This is a genomic window from Aquincola agrisoli (genome assembly GCF_036621135.1).
Taxonomy (GTDB): domain Bacteria; phylum Pseudomonadota; class Gammaproteobacteria; order Burkholderiales; family Burkholderiaceae_C; genus Aquincola; species Aquincola agrisoli.
The window spans coordinates 84,960-99,898 of the sequence record NZ_JAZIBG010000025.1 but is presented as its reverse complement, the minus strand read 5'-3'; the positions used below and the strand labels follow the sequence as shown (position 1 = coordinate 99,898).

The following is a 14,939-nucleotide window of genomic DNA, read 5'->3' as shown; positions in this document are numbered from 1 at the left end:
GGCGTCAGAACAGGTAGCTGAACTTCAGCGTACCGGCGTTGGCGTGGTAGCCGTGGGCGTGCTCCCCGGTGTACTCGAGCTTCAGGTCGACGGCCTGCGCGGTGTACAGGTTGGCGCCGATGCGCAGCTTCAACCGGGTCGAGGGCAGTTCCGCGGTGGAGCGGAAGGCGCCGGCTTCGGCCGCTGCGCCGCTGAAGCGGGATTGCGCGCTCCAGTCGTTGCGGCTGTAGTTCGTGAACCCCACCGCCACCAGGCCGCGCAGGCGCATGCCGTTGGCCAGGTCCAGGCGCTTGCCCACCTCGAGCATCGGCGACACCGCGAACACCGTGTCGCTTTCCGACCGGACGAGCAGGCCGAGTTCGTCGGCACCGGTCTCCTGGTACCCCCCGGTGCGCAGCCGCGTTGCATGCACGTCGACGTAGGGCTTCAGGTACCAGCTGTCGAGCGTCACATGGCGCGAGATCCGGCCGTGCAGCCCGACATGCGTCGCGTCGAAGCTGCCCTCGGCGGTGGCCCTGTCGGTGCCGAGCGTGATCTGGCGCCGGCTGTCGTAGCTGCCGCGGCCGATGTTGACGGCGCCCGAGAACAGCCAGTCGCCGACCTCGCGCTTGGCCACCAGCCCCGCCGTCACGCCGTGGCCGCTGACGGCGTGGGCCATGCCGGTCGTCAGCCGGCTCGTGTCGTAGCCGAACGACCCGCCGATGAACCAGCCGTTCCCCAGGCCGCGCTGGCCGCCGAACTGGACCTGGTAGTTCTCCTGGGCGTAGCCGAGCGGCTTGCCGCTGCCGCTGCGGTGCACACGCTGGCCATCGGCGCGCGACCACAGGCAGTCGCGCTCGCGCAGCGTGCCGTCGCCGCCCTCGAACTGCGGACAGCTGTTCATCCGCTCGACGAAGCCGATGCTGCCCACGTGGATGGCCGTGCCCACCGATTGCGATGCCTCGTTGCCGAGCCGGTCGAGCTGGTCCGCGTAGCCCTGCGCCGACGGCAGTGCGCCCACCTGCGCGTAGTGCTTCGCCATCGTGTCCGACAGCCCGGGCACGAAGCCGGCCTGCAGGTGGTCGGCGACGGCACGCTGGGCGCCGCTCAGGCGCTGGGCCGCCGCCACCTGGGAAAACCGGGCGAACGGCGTGACGGTGATCGCGTTGCCGGAGGTGTCCACCATGTAGGTGAAGAGCTGCGCCGCGGAGTCGTCGCGCACCGTGACCGACGGGTCGACCGACAGCGTGCCGGCGGACAGCACCGTGACGGGCTTGGGCGCCATCGTCGCCGCCGTCAGCGAGATCACGCCCCCGGTCAGCGCCGCACTGCCGCTGACGACCAGCTTGCCGCCCACCTGGTTCTGAAAATCGACCCGGCTGTGCAGGGTGCCGGAGCTGACCAGGTTGCCGGTCAGCCGGCTGTCGGCCATCTGGTCGTAGTTGGCGCCCCAGATGTTGATCGTGCCCTGGTTGTTCACCTTCGAGATGGTGCTCTGGTCGTTGGTCGCCCACAGGGCCTGGTTGTCCAGCGTGCCGTTCGGGCCGAGGTTCAGGTTGCCGTAGATCTGGCCGAGGGCGGTGGTGTTGTGCACGTCGACCGAGGTGCCGCGCGCTTCCACCGCGGTGCCATTGGTGTTGGCGATGAACCAGGTGTTGTTGAGCGTGCCGTGGCCGTTGCCCGAGAACACGATCGCCGGGGCGCTCGAATTGCCCCACACGGTGTTGTAGCTGTTGACCGTGGCGGTGCCGGTGTTGCCGGCCTGGCCGTCGGCGTTGACGAAGATCGCGCTCGAGCCGGCGCCGGTGGCCTGCACGTAGCTGTAGTTGTTCACCACCACGTTGCCCGAGTTGCCCGAGCCGCCGGCCGTGCCCATCAGCAGGCCGGTGTCGCTGCTGGCGACCAGGCCGCCGCCGCCGCCCACGCTCTGCGCAAAGATGGCATGCGCGTTGGCGCCGGTGGTGCGCACCCAGGCCGACTGGTAGACGTTGACGCTGACGTCGCCACCGGTGCCGTCGGAGGCGGTGTTGGCGGTGAACTTCGGGCCGGTGGCGCTGGCCGCGGCCGTCGACAGGTCGCCCGCCAGCAGGCCGCCGCCGCCGATGCTCTGCGCGATGATGCCGTATGCGCCGCCGCCGGTGGTCATCAGGTCGTTGGAGTGGTCGTTCGGCCCGTTGATGCCGACCGACACGCGCACTTCGCCGCCGTTGCCCACCATGGCATTGCCGCCGAAAAACGCATTGCCGCTCGCCGGCGCGCCGAGGATGGCGCCGCCGCCGCCGCCGATGCTCTGCGCGACGATGCCGTGCGAGTTGGTGCCGGCGGTCGATACGTCGGCGGCATCCACTTCCACCAGCGAGCCGTTGCCGCACCCCGCGGCCTTGCGGCCGGTGGCGCCGCAATTGGCCTCGCCGTCGTCGCCGCCGATGTGCAGCGTGATCACCGCGGGCGTGAAGTCCACCGGCAGCAGCGGCACATCGCTCTGGCCCTGCCCGCCGCCGGTGTTGGGCACCGTCGCCCCGAGCATGCCCACGCCGCCGCCGCCGCCGATGCTGTGGGCCAGGATGCCTGCCGAGGCGTTGCCGCGGGTCACGATGGCGGCGTGGGTCCGGTCGGTGAACTGCACCGTCACGTTGCCGCCATCGCCGTTGGAGCCGCCGTCGCCGCCGAGCTGGAAGTTCACCGCCTCGATCTGCTGCCAGCTCGAGGCGGTGGCGCCGCCCTTGCCGCCGCCGCCGCCCACGCTCTGCGCAAAGACGCCGGCGGAGAACGCACCGTCGGTCTCGATGCTGCCGTTGTTGATGACGGTCACCAGGCCGCCCTCGCCGGCCGAGCCGCCCTTGCCGCCGATGCCGAAGGCGGCCGAGAAGCTCTTGCCGTCGGCGTTCTTGAAGCCCTGCGGGTTGTTGCTCGCCTGCGCCGCGCCGCCGTCGCCGCCGCCGCCGCCCACGCTTTGTGCGTAGATGCCTTCGGAGCCGGGCGACAGCGTCAGGATCTGCGCGCTGCCTGCGTTCACGACGCTCACCGCGTTGCCGTCGCCGCCGGCACCGCCCTTGCCGGCGTTGGCACCGCCGACGTCCAGGCTGGTGATCTTCATCGGGTTGGGCTCCGGCTCGGGGAACGGCGCGCCGGGCGGGTTCTGCTCGACGTAGTTCTGGAACGCGGTCGTCATGCTCTTGAGTGCGCCGTCCCCGATCAGCTGGTCATGCGCGAAGCCGTAGATGCCGTCGCTGTACTTCGTCACGTTGGTGCCGATGCCGACCGTGCCGGCGAGGTAGTCGGTCACCGTCAGCTCGGGGTCGGTGCCGCCGCCCGCCGTGGCACCGCCGCCGCTGCCGCCGCCGCCGCCGATGCTCTGGGCGTAGATGGCCGCCGAGGCCGCACCGGTCGTCATGATCGCGCCGGTGTTGTTGACGTTGACCGTGCCGCCGTGGTTGCCGCTGCCGCCCGCGCCGCCGATGCCGATGTTGACCGAGACCGTGCCGCCGGAGCCGCCTGCGTTGCCCGCGGCGCCGGCGCCGCCGCCGCCGCCCACGCTCTGCGCGAAGATGCCGTTCGACAGGTTGCCCATCGTCAGGATCGAGCCGCCGGTGTTGTTGACGGTCACGTCGCCGCCGATCCCGCCGCTGCCGCCCACGCCGCCCATCGCCAGCGAGAACTCCACGGCCTTGTTGTCGCTCAGCAGGGAGGCGGTGTCGGTCTTGCCGAGCCCGCCCATGCCGCCGCCGCCGCCGATGCTCTGCGCGACGATGCCCGAGGCCCAGAAGCCCTGGGTCATCATGAAGCCGGTGTTGTCGGCCAGCACGCTGCCGCCGACGCCGCCCGTGCCCCCGTTGCCGCCGACCACGACGTGCGCGTTGACGTTGGAGTTCTCCACGCCGATGCTGCGGTTGCCGGCATCGCCGCCGTCGCCCCCGCCGCCGCCCACGCTCTGGGCGAACAGCCCGTTCGACGCCCCGCCCTGCGTGATGATGGAGCCCGCGTTGGTGCCGTGCACGCTGCCGCCGTCGCCGCCCGTGCCGCCGATGCCGCCGATCGTCACGGTCATGTTGACAGACGGTGTATCCGGCATGGTCACGGCCTGCAGCGTCTCGGTCCAGCTGGCGCCGCCGTGGCCGCCGCCGCCGCCCACGCTCTGCACGCTGATCGCGGCCGAGTTGGCGGCCAGCGTGTTGATCTGGCCCTGGTTGTAGGCGACCACCGGGCCGGCATCGCCGCCCTTGCCGCCGTTGCCCCCCACCGCGCTCGCCATCGTGATCTGGCCGCCCACGGTGACCGACGACGCAGCGCCGCCGGCACCGCCGCCGCCGCCGATCGCCTGCGCATCGATGCCGCGCGAGTGCTGGCCTTCGGTCTGGATCACGCCGTAGTTGTTGGCGGTGACCTGCGTGTAGACGGTGCCGCCGGTGTCGCGCGTGACCGCGTCGCCGCCCTTGCCGCCCACGCCGCCGATGGACAGCGACACGAAGCCGCCGATCGCCGAGGCACTGGCGCTGCCGCCCACGCCGCCGCCGCCGCCGATGCTCTGCGCCAGCATGCCGGCCGACCGCAGGCCCTTGCTGGAGATCACGGCGCCCGGCGTCAGCACCTGGCTGTCGGGATCGATCGAGCCGTTCTGCACCTGGACCTGCCCGCCGTCGCCACCCTGCTCGGCATTGCCGCCGAGCGAGATGGCCACGGGCGACAGCGTCGAGACCCGGACGCTGGCGCCGTTGCCGCCGCCGCCGCCGATGCTCTGCGCGATCACCACCGTGGCGTCGTCGCCGGTGGTCCTGATCAGCGCATGGCCGTTGCCGTCGCTGCGGTCGTCGGTCTCGACGACGACCAAGCGGCCGGCGCCGGCCGCACCGCCGTTGCCGCCCTTGACGCCGAAGGCCGAGCCGGCGCCGGCGCCATTGCCGCCCGAGCCGCCCACGCTCTGCCCGACGATGGCCGAGGCGCCGTAGTCCGACATGCTGATGCTCGTGCCGCTGGTGTACACCGCGACGAGGTTGCCGCTGCCCGCGGCCCCGCCGCCACCGCCGGACCCGGGGCCGAAGCTGCCGTTGCCGCTGCCGCCCGATCCGCCCTGGCCACCGAGGCTCTGCACCAGCACGCCGGCCGACACGAACGAGGACGCGGCCTGGGCGGCCGGATTGTTCGGGTCCACGATGATCGTGGCGGCCGTGCCGGCGCCATCCACGCCCCGCCCGGTGAGGGTGGCCGTGGTGGCCAGGGAGACGGTCGCCGTGCCCCCCGAGCCGCCCGCGCCGCCGACGCCGCCCTTGGCGCTGTTGTATTCGGCGCTGGCTTCGGCACCATCGCCGCCGTGCCCACCCTGGCTCACCACCACGATGCCGGAGCCGCTGGAGGTGATGGCGCCGGCGGTCGCGCCGACCGACAGGTAGAGGATCGAGCCGCCGTCCCCGCCGGCCCCGCCGGCCTTGCCGGTCGCGGAATCCGACGATGTCGCGGCGCCGCCGCCGGGGCCGCCCCCGTTGCCGCCGGACGAGCTGATCTGGATGGCGGCCGGCGCCAGTGCGCTGCCGTTGTAGGCCGAGCTGTTGGTGATGCTGTCGGCGTTGTTGTGCAGGGTGATGACCCCGCCTGTGCCCCCGTCGCCGTTGGCGCCGCTCGATCCGAAGTTGCCGCCGTTGCCGCCGGTGCCGCCCTGGCCCCCCGATGCGATCACCTGCACCGTGGCCGTGCTGCCGTTGCCGCTGGTCGCGGAGCTGCCGGGATCGAACCCCAGGGTCAGCGTGCCGGCCGCGCCGCCCGCCGCGGCGGCGCCGCCGTTGTGCCAGACGGGGGCCAGGCCGCCGCCGTGCGCATCGCCGCCCTTGCCGCCCGAACCGCCGTTGGCGCGGACGAGCAGCGCGGCATGGCTGCCATCGCCGGCCAGGGCGGTGCCGGCGGCGTACTGCAGGGTCTGGGCGCCGCCGGTCGGGGCCGCCGGCGCATCGCCGCCGGTGCCGCTGCCGCTGAAGGCGCAATCAGGGTCGGGCGAATGGCAGGAACCGTTCGCGCCGGCGGCACCCGGTCCGCCCGAACTGTCTTCCACCACGGCCACCGCCGCGGCCAGGGGCGCCGCGGCGAGCGGGCGCGCGGTGGGCGCCTTCCGGGCCTTGGCCTTGGCCTTCGCCGCCGCGGAAGAGGCCGCGGCCAGTGCCGGCTGGGCGGCGGCCGGGGCGGCCGCGGCATGTGCGGCGTACAACAACAGGCCGGCCGAAGAAACCGCCAGGCACTGCCTCAACGGCAGGTGCAGCGGGTGGAGTCGGAAACGCGCGGGAAGGCATGGGAAAGCAGGCATCGCAGGCTCGCTGGTGGGGGCGAAGATCGGGTGGGCGCGTGGTCGAGCGCAGGGCTCGCCGAGCGATGAACGATGCTAGGCAGGCCTGCCCGCCGCAGCAATTTCCCTGCGTCTCAAGACTGTTCTGTGCGTCTCAGGCGCGATCGATCCCCGGCGGGCCTGCCGGCCGGCCGCCGCGGCGCGGCCGGGCTTCACCGGGCCGTCAGGCCGGCAAGGGCTCCGCGGCAGCGGACCGCTCCTCGATCCACGCCTCCAGCTCGTCCGCCGGCACGGGCCGCGAGATCAGGTAGCCCTGCATCACCGGGCAGCCTTCGCCGGCCACGAAATGGCGCTGCGCCTCGGTCTCGACGCCTTCGGCCACCACCGTCATGCCGAGCGACTTGCCGATGCGCAGCACCGACACCGTCAGCGCGCGGGCCATCTCGTCGTGCTCGATGTCCTGCACGAAGCTCTTGTCGAGCTTGAGCTCGCGGATCGGCAGGCGGTGCAAGTGGCTCAGGCTCGAGTAGCCGGTGCCGAAGTCGTCGAGCGAGACCTGCACGCCCAGCGCATGCACGGCCTGCACGGTGGCCAGCACCAGCGGGTCGGGGTTGAGCATCACGCCTTCGGTCATCTCCACCGTCAGGTCGACCGGCGCCAGCCCGTGCCGCTCTAGCAGCTGCCCGATGAACTCCGGCAGGGCGGTGTCGAGGAAGTTGCTCGCCGAGAGGTTCACCGCCACGTGCGGCACCCGCACGCCGCGGCGGCGCCAGCCTGCCATCTCCCGGCAGGCCCGGTCGAGCACCCATTGGCCGAGCTGGCGGATCAGCCCGCATTCCTCGGCCAGCGCCACCAGGCGCAGCGGCGGCACCGCGCCCAGCGTCGGGTGGTTCCAGCGCAGCAGCGCCTCCACGCCCTGCAGCAGGCCGTCGGTGCTGGCCACCTGCGGCTGGTAGTGCAGCTGCAGCCCGCCGCCGGCGCCCAGCGCGGCGCGCAGGTCCGTCTCGAGCATCGCGCGTTCGTGCGCGGCGCGGTTCAGCTCGGCGCTGAAGAAGCGGAAGCCGCCGCGCTCCTGCGTCTTGGCCTGGTACATCGCCATGTCGGCATGGCGGATCAGCGTGTCGATGTCGGTGCCGTCTTCGGGGAACAGCGCCACGCCCACGCTGGCGCCCGGATGCAGCGTCACGCCCGCGACGGCCACCGGCTTGGCCACCGCGGCGACCAGCCGCTCGACCGCGGTGACCGCGCGGTCCGCGCCGCACTGCGGCAGCACCACGACGAACTCGTCGCCCGAGAGCCTGCCGACGATGTCGCTGGTGCGGGCGATGCCCTGCAGCCGGCGGGCCAGCTCGGTCAGCAGGCCGTCGCCCACCGTATGGCCGTAGGTGTCGTTGACCTGCTTGAAGCGGTCGAGGTCGACGAACACCACCGCCAGCGGCGAGCCGGTGCGCTGCGCGTCGTGCAGCGCACGTTCGGTCTTGGCGCGCAGCAGCGCCCGGTTGGGCAGGCTGGTCAGCGTGTCGTAGAAGGCCAGCTGGTGGATGTGCTCCTTGGTGCGCTCGCGCTCCAGGATCAGCGCGCACAGGTGCAGGCTCAGGTCGACCAGCCGGCGGTGCAGCACGCTCGGCTCGCCGGGGGTGCGGTAGTAGAAGGCGAAAGTGCCCATCACCTGCCCGTCGCTGCTGCGGATGGGGTTGGCCCAGCAAGCGGCGATGCCGAGCGGGCCGGCGATCTCGCGGTAGCGGTTCCAGCGCTCGTCGGTCGCGATGTCGGCCGCCATCACCGGCTCGTTCAGCCACGCCGCGGTGCCGCAGGAGCCGTGGTCGGGCCCGATCGGCTGGCCGTCGATCCACTGCGTGAAGGCTTCCGGCATGCGCGGCGCGGCCAGCGGGCGCAGGCGGTTGTCCTCGTCGACCGTCATGATCGAGGTCAGCGCCTCGGGCGCGATGCGCTCCACCTCGCGGCACAGCAGCATCAGCAGGTCGTGCATCGGCACCTCGCGCACCATGGCGTCGAGCACGCGGTACTGCAGCACCTCGTGCAGCTTGGTGTGGGTGATGTCCGTCAGCACGGTCACGAAGTTGCACAGCCGGCCCTGCACGTCGTGTACCGGATTGACCGCCACCGAGACCCAGCGAGGCCGGTGGTCCCGGGTGTAGGTCAGCATCTCGGCGCTGTGGCTGCGGTCGTCGAGCGCCGGATCCTGGATGGCCGCCAGCGTCGACGGGTCGGTATGGGGCCCCGCCAGCACATCGCCCGGCCGGCGGCCGAGCAGCTCGTGCATCTCGTAGCCGAACATGCGGGTGCAGCCGGCGTTCGCGAAGATGATGCGGCGGCGCTCGTCCGCGACGATCACCGCGATGTCGCTCTCGTTGACGGCCATGGACAGCAGCCGCTGGGGGTCCTGCCGTGGGTCTCCCGCTCGTGCGTCCTGCGTGGACATCTGGAAATTCATCGATGGATCCCTGGCGAGGGCGGATGGTCTGCGACGGGGGCTGCCCGGCCCCTGCGCGCAGGGGCCGATAAGGGCGCCGGAAGCCCTGCTGTTTTTCGGTTGCGGGCGGGCGGGCTTGAGGTCTACTGCGGCGCGCGATGTCCTTCCTGCTGTCCATGTTGCACCCCGCAAAACGCCGTGTCGCTGCCGCGGCCGTCCTGCCGGTCGTGCTGGCCGCCTGTGCCAGCGCGCCCGAGATCCCGCCGTCGCTGTACGAACGCCTCGGCGGCGCCCCCCGGGTCGACCTCGTGGCGGCGCGCACCGTCGACCGTGCCGTCGCCGACCCGCGCACGCGGCGCGGCTTCGAGGGCGTGCACCTGGTCACGCTGAAGCAGGGCCTGGCCTGGCAGCTGTGCCAGGTGTCGGGCGGCGTTTGCGCCCCCGGGGGCGAGGCGATGGCCGATGCCCACAATGGCCTCCAGATCACCGATGCCGAGTTCGACGCGCTCGTCACGCTCCTGCGCCAGGAGCTCGATCGCGCCCACGTGCCGCCATCGGCCAAGAACGAATTGCTGCGGCAGCTGGCGCCGGCGAGGCAGGGCGACGTCGCCAGGGCGGCGCCCCGTGGCTGAGCGGCGGCTGCACTTGCGCCGGCGGGCCGACGGTGCCGTGCTGGCGGCCGCCATGCTGGCAGGCGCGGCGTCGGCGGCGCCAGTGACGGTCACCGTCACGGACTCGGCGGGCAAGCCGCTGCAGGAGGCGGTGGTGTATGCGCTGGTCAAGGGCCAGCCGCAGCAGACCACCACCGCCACCGCCGAGATCGGCCAGCGCGACAAGCAGTTCCAGCCGCACGTGACCGTGGTGCAGACCGGCACCTCGGTGAGCTTTCCCAATTTCGACACGGTGCGCCACCACGTCTATTCGTTCTCGCCCGTGCGCACGTTCGAGCTGAAGCTCTACGCCGGCACGCCGGCCAAGCCGGTCGTCTTCGACAGGCCCGGCACCGCCGCGCTCGGCTGCAACGTGCACGACCGCATGACGGCCTGGGTGCATGTCGTCGACACGCCCCTCTTCGCCAAGACCGACGCGCAGGGCCAGGCCAAGCTGGAGCTTCCAGCGGGCAGCCACCTGCTGCGCGCCTGGCACTTCAGCCAGCCCGGCACCGCGCTGCCGGCCGAGGTGCCGCTGCAGGTGGGCGGCACGCCGGTGCGTGCGGCGGTGCAGATCGCCGCCGGGGGCTGAGCTGCCATGCCTGCCACGCCATCGTCCCCGGGCCTGCTGCGCAGGCTGACGCAGCCGTTCACCCGGCGCCTGCAGTGGCGCATCGTGGTGCTGTTCGTCGGCCTGCTGCTGGGGGTGCAGCTGGCCAGCTTCATGACGATCCGCGGCAACCTCGAAGGCAATGCGGCCCGCCACATCGACCAGGAGCTGCAGACCGGCGAGAAGGTGCTGCGCCGCCTGCTGGCCGCCAACGCGCAGAACCTGTCCGAGGCGTCCAGGGTGCTGGCGGCCGACTTCGGCTTCCGCGCGGCCATCGCCAGCGGCGACCGGGACACGCTGGCCGACGTGCTCGACAACCACAGCGCCCGCATCGGTGCCGAGGTGGCGCTTTTCGAGGACGTGCAGCGCCGGCTCGTGGCCTCCACCGCCGCGGGCAGCGAGGCGCTGCCCATGCGGGCGCCGTCGTCGGGAGGCAGCACCATCGGCGTGTTCAAGGGAAGGCCCTTCCAGCTCGTCACCGTGCCGGTGCGGGCGCCGCAGGTCATCGGCTACGTGTCGATGGGCTTCCCGATCAACTGGGCCGTGCTGCAGGATGTCGAGCAGATCGCCGGGCTGCGCACCGCGCTGGCGATCCGCGCGGCCGGCGGCGGCTGGCAGGTGCTGCCCGCAGCGGACGGAGCGGCGCCCTCGGCCCCGCCGATCGACACCGCGGCATTGGCGCGCCAGCTCACGCCCGGGCACCCCGGAGCGATCCTGCTGGACGGCGGCCTGTACAGCGCACGCATCGTCACGCTCGCCGACGCGCCGGGCAACGAGGCGGCCGTGATCCTGCTGCAGTCGGTGGACGAGGCGGTCGCACCGTTCCGCAGCCTGCAGCTGATCCTGCTGGCGATCAACGCGGCCGGGCTGGTGGTGTTCGCGATCGGCAGCATCGTCACCGCCCGCACCATCACGCGGCCGCTGCAGAGCCTGTCGCGCATGGCCGAGCGGCTGGGCGCCGGCGACTATTCGGAGCCGGTGGCCGTTCGCGCGCGCGACGAGGTGCGCGACCTGGCCCGCTCGTTCGAGGCGATGCGCCAGGGCATGCAGCAGCGCGAGGCGCAGATCCGCCGCCTGGCCTACTGGGACACGCTGACCGGCCTGCCCAACCGCGCGCAGTTCCACGACACGCTGGGCGGGCACCTGCGGCGCGACACGCCGCTGTCGGTGCTGATGCTCGACCTCGACCGCTTCAAGCATGTGAACGACGTGCTGGGCCACGCCTTCGGCGACCGGCTGCTGCGCCAGATCGCCGGGCGGCTCACCGCGGGCGGCCTGCGGCAGCACGACATGGTCGCGCGGCTGGGCAGCGACAAGTTCGCCGTGCTGCTGCCCCACACCGACGTCGACATCGCGCGCGACGTGGCGGTGCGGCTGCGCCGCATGCTCGAGCAGCCGCTGACGCTCGACGACCACACCATCGACGTCAGCGCGGGCATCGGCATCGCGGTGCACCCCGCGCACGGCAAAGAGGCGGACCAGCTGATGGTGCGTGCCGAGATGGCGATGTACGCGGCCAAGTCGCAGCCGCTGCACGAGGGCGGCGTGACGCTGTACGACCCCGGCATCGACTCCTCCAGCGAGGCCTCGCTGTCGCTGCTGACCGAGCTGCGCGCCGCGGTGGCGCAGGACCAGCTGCGGCTCTTCCTGCAGCCGAAGATCGCGATGGACACCGGGGCGGTCGTCGGGGCCGAGGCCCTGGTGCGCTGGCAGCATCCGGTGCGCGGCATGATCCCGCCGATGCAGTTCATCCCGTTCGCGGAGCAGACCGGCTTCATCCGCGAGCTGACGGGCTGGATGATCGAGCGCTGCTCGATGCGCTACGCCGAGCTGCAGCGCCAGGGCATCGACCTCAAGTTCGCGATCAACCTCTCGACGCGCGACCTGCTCGACCAGAACCTGCCGGCCAAGATGGAGCGGCTGTTCTCGCGCGGCGGCGTGCGGCCCCAGGCGCTGTGCCTGGAGATCACCGAGAGCGCGATCATGGACGACCCCCAGCGCGCGCTGCAGACGCTGCAGCGCCTGCATGCGATGGGGCTGCGCCTGTCGATCGACGATTTCGGCACCGGGTATTCGTCGCTGGCGTACCTGAAGCGCCTGCCGCTGCACGAGCTGAAGATCGACCGCAGCTTCGTGATGGCGATGGAGACCGACCGCGCCGACCTGAAGATCGTGCGCTCGACCATCGACCTGGCGCACAACCTCGGGCTGACCGTCTGCGCCGAGGGCGTCGAGAACACGCAGACCTGGGCCCTGCTCAAGGCCCTGCGCTGCGACGAGGCCCAGGGCTACCTGATGGGCAAGCCGATGCCCGAGGCCGTGTTCGCGGAATGGCTGACCGACTGGGCGGCGCCGCAGGCGCGCCTGCGCACCGAGTTCGCGCCGTTCATTTGACGGGCTGCACCGGCGGGTGCCAGGGGTCGACGTGCGTCATCACGTGCAGCACCGGATGCGCCGCCATCACGCGGTCGTGCACCGCCACCGCAATGGCATGGCCCGCCTCGACGGTGAGCGAGGCATCCACTTCCAGGTGCAGGTCGACCACCAGCAGGTCGCCCATCCGGCGGGTGCGCAGGTCGTGCACGGCCCGAACGCCCGGCGTCGCGGCGGCGGTGGCGCGCAGCGCCTCGACCTCGGTGGCGTCGGCGCCGCGGTCCATCAGGTCGGACAGGGCGTTCCAGCCGAAGCGCCAGCCCATGCGCGCCACGAGGAAGCCGACGATGGCCGCGGCGACCGGGTCGAGCAGCGGGTGGCCGAGCAGGTTGCCCACGATGCCCGCGGCCACCACCAGCGACGACGCGGCGTCGGAGCGGGCGTGCCAGGCATTGGCGGCCAGCAGGCTGGAGCGCAGCCGCTTCGCCACGCCCAGCAGGTAGCGGAACAGCAGCTCCTTGGCCGCCAGCGTGAGCAGGGCCATCCACAGCGCCGCCACGTGCACGCGCGGTATGTCGGCCGGCGCCTGCAGCTTGCCCAGCGCCGCCCACAGCAGGCCGGCCCCCACGGCCAGCAGCAGCCCGCCGAGCACCAGCGAGCCGGCATTCTCGAAGCGGGCATGGCCGTAGGGATGGTCCGCATCGGGTGCCTTGCGGCCGTGGTGGCCGGCGATCAGCACGACGAAGTCCGAGAGCAGGTCCGACAGCGAATGCATCGCGTCGGCGATCAGCGCCTGCGAATGCGCCAGCATGCCCACGGCCAGCTGCAGCGCGGTCAGCACGACGTTGACCCCCACGCTCACCCAGGTGCTGCGGCTGGCGGCCGCGGCGCGGCCTTCGGGATCGTTCTGCATGCGTGCAGCTTAGTGCAGTGCGCTGCGACGCCCTGCGGCGGTGCAGCGCCGCCCATAATCGGCGCCTCCCTGGGCGCCCGCGATGGGCAAGCCGCTTGCATGGATGTCGGCCTTGGCGAGGAGTTCACATGCCTGATTGGGGCCGGTCCGTTTCCTGGATCATTGCAACCGTTCTGTTCCTGGCGGCCGCGCCGGCCGATGCGCTCACCCTGCGGGTGGCCAGCCGCGGCGACGTGCTGTCGATGGACCCGCACTCGTTGTTCGAGTCGCTGCAGATGGGTTTCCTGTCCAACGTGTACGAGCCGCTGCTGACGCGCGACAAGGACATGCGGCTGGCGCCGGCGCTGGCCACGGCGTGGGAACAGCGCAAGCCGAACGTCTGGCGCTTCACGCTGCGCCGCGGCGTGCGCTTCCACGACGGCCAGCCCTTCGATGCGGACGACGTGGTCTTCTCGTTCGCCCGCATCGCGAGCGATGCCTCGGACCTGCGCAGCACGGTCGCCGACATTCGCGAGGTGCGCAAGGTCGATGCCTACACCGTGGACATCGAGACCACGCGCCCGCAGCCGGTGCTGCCCGAGATGCTGCCGGTCGTCTTCATCATGAGCCGCGCCTGGTGCGTCGAGGTGGGCGCCGAGCGGCCGGTCGATCGCCGCAGCCGCCGCGAGAACGCGGCCAGCCTGCGGGCCAGCGGCACCGGGCCCTACCGGCTGGCCCGCCGGGAGCCTGGCGTGCGCACCGCACTGGTCCGCCACGCCGCGTGGTGGGGCACGCGGCAGGGCAATGTGGAGGACGTCGCCTTCATGCCCATCGCGTCGGACGCCGCCCGCCTGGCGGCCTTGATGTCGGGCGAGGTCGACTGGATCGATCCGGTGCCGCTGCAGGACGTCGAGGCGCTCCGTGCGGCCGGGTTCAAGGTGCTGCAAGGGCCGGAACTGAGGACGATCTTCCTCGGCATGGACCAGCACCGCGACACCCTGCTGTTCGGCCAGGCCGATGGCAACCCCTTCCGCGACCCGCGTGTGCGCCGCGCCATCTACCAGGCCATCGACGTGCAGGCGATCCACGACCGCGTCATGCGGGGCGCCTCGGTGCCGGCGGGGCTGGTGGTCGGCCCCGGCGTGCGGGGCTACCCCCCGACGCTCGACCAGCGCCTGCCCTACGACGTCGAAGCGGCCAGGACGTTGCTGGCCCAGGCGGGCCACGCGCGGGGATTCGACGTCGGGCTGCACTGCCCGAACGACCGCTACGTCAACGATGCGGCGATCTGCCAGGCGGTGGCCGCGCAGCTCGCGCGCATCGGCGTGCGCGTGGCGCTGCATGCGGAGAGCAAGTCGATCTGGTTTCCGCGCTTGCTGCGCCGTGACACGAGCTTCTACCTGTTCGGCTGGGTGCCGCCGACGCTCGACGCCCACAACGCCCTGTTCAACCTGGTGGCGACGCCCGGCGAGCAAGGCCGGGGACAGTACAACGCCGGCGGCTACAGCAACCCGGAGATCGACCGCCTCACCGCCCGCATCGACAACGAACTCGACCCCGCGCGGCGCGACGCGATGCTGCGCGACGCGCTGCGCCTGCACCGCGACGACATCGGCCACATCCCCCTGCACCAGCAGACGCTGGCCTGGGGCACGGTGAAGCGCCTGAGCGTCAGGCAGCTGCCCGATGGCGTGATGCGTTTCGACTGGGCCGTGCTGGCCGACCGTTGACGG

General features: G+C 72.3%; 7 protein-coding genes. 4 read left to right on the top strand and 3 right to left on the bottom strand.

All coding sequences use genetic code 11. The annotated features are described in order from the left end of the window. Positions 1 to 4: 4 nt before the first annotated feature. Positions 5 to 6,268, bottom strand: coding sequence for a hypothetical protein (locus V4F39_RS11400; RefSeq protein ID WP_332289512.1), 6,264 nt, complete (start codon positions 6,266 to 6,268; stop codon positions 5 to 7). Between the two features lie 202 nt (positions 6,269 to 6,470). Continuing rightward, positions 6,471 to 8,702 carry a sensor domain-containing protein gene (locus V4F39_RS11395; protein WP_332289510.1) on the bottom strand — a complete coding sequence of 744 codons (2,232 nt, stop codon included), beginning with the start codon at positions 8,700 to 8,702 and terminating at the stop codon, positions 6,471 to 6,473. 155 nt (positions 8,703 to 8,857) lie between these two features. On the opposite strand from V4F39_RS11395, the gene V4F39_RS11390 reads away from it, so the two are divergent. The 3 genes from V4F39_RS11390 to V4F39_RS11380 are packed head-to-tail and all read left to right on the top strand — an operon-like array spanning position 8,858 to position 12,335. Further along, positions 8,858 to 9,313 carry a group I truncated hemoglobin gene (locus tag V4F39_RS11390; RefSeq protein WP_332289509.1) on the top strand — a complete coding sequence of 152 codons (456 nt, stop codon included), beginning with the start codon at positions 8,858 to 8,860 and terminating at the stop codon, positions 9,311 to 9,313. Next, complete coding sequence (locus V4F39_RS11385; RefSeq protein WP_332289508.1) at positions 9,306 to 9,923, top strand: methylamine utilization protein; 618 nt, start codon at positions 9,306 to 9,308, stop codon at positions 9,921 to 9,923. The genes V4F39_RS11390 and V4F39_RS11385 overlap by 8 nt, the downstream gene beginning before the upstream one ends. A 6-nt stretch (positions 9,924 to 9,929) precedes the next feature. Then, positions 9,930 to 12,335 (top strand): putative bifunctional diguanylate cyclase/phosphodiesterase, encoded by a 2,406-nt coding sequence (locus V4F39_RS11380; protein WP_332289507.1) that lies wholly within the window; start codon positions 9,930 to 9,932, stop codon positions 12,333 to 12,335. Here V4F39_RS11380 and V4F39_RS11375 read toward each other — a convergent pair. Then, the gene (locus tag V4F39_RS11375) at positions 12,328 to 13,227 is read right to left on the bottom strand and encodes a cation diffusion facilitator family transporter (protein ID WP_332289505.1); all 900 of its coding nucleotides are present in this window, start codon (positions 13,225 to 13,227) and stop codon (positions 12,328 to 12,330) included. The two genes, V4F39_RS11380 and V4F39_RS11375, sit on opposite strands and share 8 nt — an antisense overlap. Before the next feature lie 128 nt (positions 13,228 to 13,355). On the opposite strand from V4F39_RS11375, the gene V4F39_RS11370 reads away from it, so the two are divergent. After that, positions 13,356 to 14,936: an ABC transporter substrate-binding protein gene (locus tag V4F39_RS11370; RefSeq protein ID WP_332289503.1), complete on the top strand. Its 1,581-nt coding sequence runs from the start codon at positions 13,356 to 13,358 to the stop codon at positions 14,934 to 14,936. Positions 14,937 to 14,939: the final 3 nt, after the last annotated feature.